This window comes from Arthrobacter sp. H5, assembly GCF_000520595.1.
In the GTDB taxonomy this organism is placed as follows: domain Bacteria; phylum Actinomycetota; class Actinomycetes; order Actinomycetales; family Micrococcaceae; genus Arthrobacter_D.
The window spans coordinates 92,575-96,734 of the sequence record NZ_KI914980.1; the positions used below are offsets into that span (position 1 = coordinate 92,575).

General features: G+C 62.2%; 3 protein-coding genes and 1 pseudogene. All 4 read left to right on the plus strand.

What is annotated here, in order from left to right; all coding sequences use genetic code 11:
* Positions 1 to 60 precede the first annotated feature (60 nt).
* The gene (locus Y708_RS0104355; RefSeq protein WP_028278981.1) at positions 61 to 966 is read left to right on the plus strand and encodes a carbohydrate ABC transporter permease; all 906 of its coding nucleotides are present in this window, start codon (positions 61 to 63) and stop codon (positions 964 to 966) included.
* Positions 963 to 1,907: a carbohydrate ABC transporter permease gene (locus Y708_RS0104360; protein WP_028278982.1), complete on the plus strand. Its 945-nt coding sequence runs from the start codon at positions 963 to 965 to the stop codon at positions 1,905 to 1,907. The genes Y708_RS0104355 and Y708_RS0104360 overlap by 4 nt, the downstream gene beginning before the upstream one ends.
* A gap of 14 nt (positions 1,908 to 1,921) precedes the next feature.
* A complete protein-coding gene (locus Y708_RS0104365; protein ID WP_028278983.1) occupies positions 1,922 to 3,931 on the plus strand; it encodes a beta-galactosidase in 2,010 nt (669 codons plus the stop codon).
* 36 nt (positions 3,932 to 3,967) lie between these two features.
* Positions 3,968 to 4,160 (plus strand): annotated as a pseudogene (locus tag Y708_RS0104370) (IS1380 family transposase); the annotation flags it as partial.

The window sequence follows — 4,160 nt, forward strand, 5'->3', positions numbered from 1 at the left end:
CTTCTGCCAGCCGGCGCCTCCGCCTGCCACATATCGGGGTACCGCATGAAAAACAGATCAATGCCGGGCAGGACGCCCGCAGGCAGCACCACCAGGCGAAAGCAGAACACCGCTGCCTACCTGTTCGTGCTTCCGTTCATGGTGGTCTTTGTGGCCATGCTGATCGTGCCGCTGCTCTATTCCGGATACCTCAGCTTTTTCCAACGGAAGCTGATCGGTGGCGTGACGTTCACCGGCCTTGACAACTATGTACGGGCGATAACGGACCCTGCCTTCATGGACGGTGTTCTGCGCATGGGGGTCTTCCTGGTCGTCCAGGTGCCGATCATGCTCGCTCTTGCGCTTCTTGTTGCCCTGGCCCTCGATACCGGGCTAGCCCGCGGGGCAAACGCCGCGCGCTTGCTGGTCTTCATTCCGTATGCGGTGCCCGGAGTAATCGCCGCCCTCATGTGGGGCTACCTTTACGGCAATGACTTCGGGCCAATCGCCCAGACCATCCGGGCCGCGGGCATGAGCGCTCCGAACCTACTGTCGCCCGACAACATCCTCGGTTCCATGATGAACATCGTTACCTGGTCATTTGTCGGTTACAACATGATCATCATGTATTCGGCGCTGCGATCCATCCCTTCGGAGCTGTACGAAGCAGCGGAAATCGACGGTGCGGGGCAATGGCGGATCGCGTGGAGTATCAAGATCCCCGCCATCCGGCCAGCTATCATGCTGACGGTGATTTTTTCGATCATTGGCACCTTCCAGCTGTTCAACGAGCCCAGCCTGCTCGACAAAATCGCACCTACCGCGATTTCGAATTCATACACGCCGAACTACTACGCGTATAACCTCGCCTTTACCAATCAGGAGATCAACTATGCAGCGGCAATTGCGTTCATCCTTGGCATCGTCATCATGATCGTGAGCTACGCGGTGCAGTTGGGCACACAGCGACGGGGAGGCGCGTCATGAGCGCACACGTCCCCACCGCCGGGCAAGCGCACGAAGCAGGTCCGGGCTCGACCCCCGCCGCGCTCATGGCGCCGCAGCAAAGCCGCCGCGAACGCAAGGACAAGCGCAGCACACCGCTAACCATTGCGTTGTGGACCTGCGCACTGTACTTCCTCTTTCCGCTGATCTGGCTGGTCATCGCCTCAACCAAGAACAACGCGGACCTGTTCTCGACATTCGGGCTGTGGTTCGGACGGAATTTCAGTCTCATGGAGAACCTGGAAACGGTGTTCACCACCCAGGACGGCATCTATGTCCGATGGATGCTGAACACCGCGGTCTACGCGGGTGTGAGCGGTATAGGCGCTGCGCTGCTGGCAACGATGGCTGGCTACGCCTTCGCCAAATACCAGTTCCCCGGCGGAACCCTACTGTTCAGTATTGTCCTAGGCGCGATCATGGTCCCGCTGACCGCCCTGGCAATTCCGACGTATTTGCTGTTCAGTAATTTCGGAATCACCAACACCCCTTGGGCCATCATCCTGCCCTCGCTGGTTAGTCCGTTCGGCGTGTTCCTGATGCGGGTCTACGCGGCGGACGCCATCCCGAACGGCCTTATTGAGGCTGCACGGATCGACGGCGCCGGAGAGTTCCGCATCTTCTGGCAGGTGGCACTGCGGCTGCTCGCGCCAGGAATTGTAACGGTGTTCCTCTTCGCGCTGGTCGCTACCTGGAACAATTACTTCCTGCCGCTGATCATGCTCAATTCTCCGGAGCTTTTCCCGCTGACCGTGGGACTGGCCCAACAGCAGGCGGCCAGCGCGGCCGGCGGTGGGGCGCAGGCGCTCTTCTCCACCGTTATTACTGGCTCACTCGTATCCATTCTCCCGCTGATCGCCGCCTTCCTCTATCTGCAGAAATACTGGCAAAGCGGACTCGCGACCGGCGGCATTAAAGCTTGAGCACCCAACCCAACATGACGAAAGAAAGCGCGGTCAGCATTATGCCCATCTGGTACGGCGGAGACTACAACCCGGAACAGTGGCCGGAGGCGGTTTGGGCTGAGGACGTCCAGCTTATGCAGCGAGCGGGAGTGAACCTGGCCACCGTAGGAGTCTTCTCCTGGGCACGGCTTGAGCCGCGCGAAGGTGAGTTCGACTTTGGCTGGCTGGACCGGGTCATGGACGGATTGCACGCTGGTGGCGTCCGCGTGGACCTGGCTACAGCCACCGCTTCACCGCCACCGTGGCTGACGCACCGGTACCCCGAGGTCCTGCCCGTCACCGAGGACGGCGTTCGGCTGTCCCCGGGAAGCCGTCAACACTACTGCCCGAGCTCGCCTATCTACCGCCGCCTTGCCGCGCGGCTGGTGGAAGCCCTAGCCGAACGCTACGGCTCTCATCCTGCACTCGAGCTCTGGCACATCAATAATGAGTACGGCTGCCATGTGAGCCGCTGCTACTGTGACGTGTCCGCAGAGGCGTTCCGGAGCTGGCTCAAACGCCGCTACGGCACTGTTGAGACCCTGAACGAGGCGTGGGGAACGACTTTCTGGTCCCAGCAGTACTCGGACTTTGCAGAGGTTTACCCGCCGCGCGCGGCCCCGACCTTCAAAAATCCCACGCAAAAACTCGATTTCCGTCGGTTCAGTTCCGACGAACTGCTGGAGTGCTACCGGATGGAAAAATCGATTCTGCGCAAGGCCACACCGGAGGTGCCGGTCACAACGAACTTCATGGGCTTCTTCAAGAACGTTGATTACTGGACGTGGAGCTCGGAGGTCGACGTCGTCAGTGACGATTCCTACCCGGACCCGGCGGATCCTGACTCCCCCGCCTACGCGGCCATGGTCCGTGACCTTGTCCGATCACTCGGCGGCGGACGCCCCTGGATACTGATGGAACAAGCGCCCAGTGCCGTGAACTGGCGACGCCGCAACGCCGCCAAACCGGCTGGAATGAACCGGGCCTACTCGTACCAGTGCGTGAGCCGTGGCGCCGACGGGGTCATGTACTTCCAGTGGCGCCAATCAGTTGCGGGTGCCGAAAAGTTTCATTCCGGAATGGTGCCCCACAGCGGCACCGACACCAAGACGTGGCGCGAGATTGAACAACTTGGTGCGGAACTTGGCCAGCTCGAGGCCATCGTCGGCGCGAGGGTGCCGGCGGACGTGGCCATTATGTTCGACTGGGATAGCTGGTGGAGCATAGAGCAGGACGCGACACCGGGCGACATCCGGTACGTTGAGCATGCCTTCGCCTGGTACCGCGAGCTGTACCGCCGTACCGTCACCGCCGACTTCGTGCGGCCCGGGGATGACCTCAGCCGGTACCGCGCGGTCATAGTCCCAAGCCTCTTTATGGCCGGTAAGGAGGCAATTACCGGCCTCGACGAATACGCCCGCCAGGGCGGGCGCCTGCTGGTGACCTTTCAAAGCGCCATCCTCGATCCCCATGGGCACATCACTTTCGGCGGATACCTCGGCGGTCTCGCTGAGACGCTGGGGGTGCGCATCGAGGAATTCGCCCCGCCAGCGGGCCCGGACCTGGAAAGAAATGGGCAGGCAGATGTACCGACGCTCCGGATAGAGGGCAGCCTGCTGCCGTCCAGCTCAGCGTCGCTCTGGGGAGAGTATGTCCATGCCGGCAGCGCCGAGGTCATCGCCTCCTTTGTCGGTGGCGAACTGGACGGATGGCCAGCCATTACCCGCAACAGCCGTGATGCGGGCAGGGCCTGGTATGCAGCAACCCTTCCCGGGCCGGAAGGTATGAAGGCCCTGCTCGACGATGTGCTGACAGACGCCGAAGTTCAGGGGGTACTTGCAGAGCCAGTCCCCAACGTCGAGGCAGTGCGTCGCGGCTCGTGGACCTTCCTGTTGAACCACTCGGTGCAGGAGGTATCCGTCCAGGCTGAAGGGACTACGCACGTACTTCAGCCGCGTGGTGTCGCCGTCATCGCCCTGGCCGGACAGCAGGGGGCTGTCTAAGCCTTGATCCTCGTGGCGTCGGCCGGGCTGCTGCCGATGATGGTGTTGGGCCGGGACGCCGGGCTGCAGGCGCTGGCCGACGACTGGCTGTCGGTCCCGACGGACAAGGGCGCGAACGCCGGGCTGAAGCTCGCGTCCCTGGTTGCCGGGATGGTGGCCGGCGCGGACAGCATCGATGACATGGCCTGCTGCGCCACGGCGGAATGGGCAGGCTGGTGGTGCGCCGCAT

Coding starts and splice junctions, on each gene's coding strand:
- Y708_RS0104355 (WP_028278981.1), top strand. CDS start 61: ATGCCGGGCAGGACGCCCGCAGGCAGCACCACCAGGCGAAAGCAGAAC.
- Y708_RS0104360 (WP_028278982.1), top strand. CDS start 963: ATGAGCGCACACGTCCCCACCGCCGGGCAAGCGCACGAAGCAGGTCCG.
- Y708_RS0104365 (WP_028278983.1), top strand. CDS start 1,922: ATGACGAAAGAAAGCGCGGTCAGCATTATGCCCATCTGGTACGGCGGA.